2 protein-coding genes are annotated in these 2,233 nt (G+C 37.3%); both read left to right on the forward strand.

Features of this window, described 5'->3' with window-relative positions:
• On the forward strand, window positions 1-240 hold a 240-nt coding region (locus ACRCJ0_RS12390; RefSeq protein ID WP_431390616.1), incomplete at its 5' end, for a DUF1858 domain-containing protein.
• Entirely contained in the window at window positions 233-2,218 is a 1,986-nt protein-coding gene (locus ACRCJ0_RS12395) for a DUF438 domain-containing protein (RefSeq protein ID WP_431390617.1), read from the forward strand. The genes ACRCJ0_RS12390 and ACRCJ0_RS12395, both read left to right, overlap by 8 nt.
• The last annotated feature ends 15 nt before the right edge of the window (window positions 2,219-2,233 follow it).

The following is a 2,233-nucleotide window of genomic DNA, read 5'->3' on the forward strand; positions in this document are numbered from 1 at the left end:
GAAAATCAAGTAGACCTTAATAGACCTGTGAAACAAGTCCTTGATTCACACCCTGAACTTCTCGACATTCTTGTCGATTTAGGCTTTAAACCTTTAGCTAATCCAGCCATGAGACAATCGGTTGGAAAAGTTGTCACACTAAAACAAGGCTGCAAATTAATCAACCTTCCTTTGGAACAATTAGTGAATGAACTACAATGGAACGGCTATACTGTCATCGGAGGTGACGTGAATGAGTAATAATACAGACAATCGCATAGATATATTAGAAGGTATTCTTCTTAAACTGCATCATGGAGCAGATCCTGAATCAGTTCAGGATGAATTTAATGAGCATTTCACGGGTGTGAGTGCCATTGAAATCTCCATGATGGAGCATCAGTTAATGTATGGGGATAGTGTGATTACGTTTCAAGATGTTCTTAAGCTATGTAATGTTCACGCGAATCTGTTCAAAGGTACGATTGAAGATGGTAAAGCCCCCGATGCTGATCACCCCGGACACCCCGTAACAGTATTCAAAGAAGAGAATATGGCGTTACGCTCTGCCCTGCTACGGATTAACAATATTCTGGATACCTTTGAAGAAATGCCGGTTGAAGAATTGTCTGATGGAATGATTAAAGGACTTAAACGTCAATATGATATCATCGGGCAATTTGATAACCATTACAACCGGAAAGAACATTTATTCTTCCCGGTTATGGAAAGTTACGGCCACGACGCTCCACCAAAAGTTATGTGGGCAAAAGATGATGAGATCCGTGACTTATTCAAACGCGCCTATAAAGCCATGGAAAAATTTCCCGATATTAAATTTTCAAAAGTAAGAGATACGTATGAAGCTTTCCAATTTGAATTCAATGAAATGATTTTTAAAGAAGAAGCTATATTAATTAATATCTTACTTGAAAGTTTCAATCAATTGGATTGGTACAACATCGCCCTGCAAAGCGATAATTACGGCTATGCAATTATTCCTCCTCGCGAAACTTGGGAACCAGAAAACCTGGCAGACTTACTCGAAGAAGATACGAAAAAAGCTGAAGAATTAACAATTCAAGAAGTACCTACACCAACTAAGTCAGTTCAAAAAACAATGAATACAGTGGAAAGTAAAACAATCGAAACACGAAAAATTACCGTTAATGGCGGTCAATTTACCGTTCTTTGGGAACCAGATGAGACGCTTGACTCAAGCAGTAACCAAATCATGAACCCAACAGTGCCTCTTTCGATTGGTGATGGTTACTTGAGCTTAGAACAAATCAAAGTCATCTTTGATTACATCCCAGTGAAAGTTACTTTTGTTGATCAAAATGATATCGTACAATACTTCAATCACAAGAAAGAGTCATCAATATTACCACGACACGCTGAAAACATCGGTGCTAAGGTAGAAGATGTCTATCCAGAAGCAGTCTGGGATACATTAGAACCCATTGTTCAAGCTTTCAAAGATAACACATTAACTGAAGAAAGCTTTTGGTTTGAACATGAATCAGAATTTTTATATATTTCGTATAAAGCACTCTTTAATGAATCCGGGCAATATCAAGGGTTCGTTGAAATAATACAAAACATCCAACCTATCTTAGATATTCAAACGGATAAATGGCGTAATTTACTCCCTCAAAGTAAGGTTGATTTAACACTTAAGGATCCAGCTAATTTAACTCAGGTTAATCACAAACATCAGTCTCAAGCAGAATCACAAGTACTTCAATTTGGTATAGGACAGTTGGAATTCAACTGGTCTGTAAGCAATGAGACAGTAGTCAATGATCCAAAGGATTTTTCTAATGAGCAATTGATTAGTATCGGCGAAGGATATTTAAGTTTAAAGCAAGTGAGACTCATTTTGGATTCAATGCCCTTTGAGATTACTTACGTTGACGGCGATCATAAGTTTAAATACTTTAATAATATCGGTCCTTATGACGAGATGCTCTTCCAAAGATCACCTTTAGAAATTGGACGTGACTTAGAATATTGTCACCCAGCTAGAGTTTGGCCAAAGGTTAAACGCTTATCTGAAGACCTTCAAGCACAACGTCGTTTTATTGAACCTATGTGGTTCTCACCTGGGAATAAACTTATTTATATCTTGTATATTGGTGCGCAAGATCAAAATGATAATTATCATGGTATTGTGGAGACCGTTCAGGATGCTTCAATGTATGTTGAATTGGACGGAACAGAGAAACGATTGTATTAAAAAAATCGGTTATTA

Source organism: Aerococcus sp. L_32 (assembly GCF_050689315.1).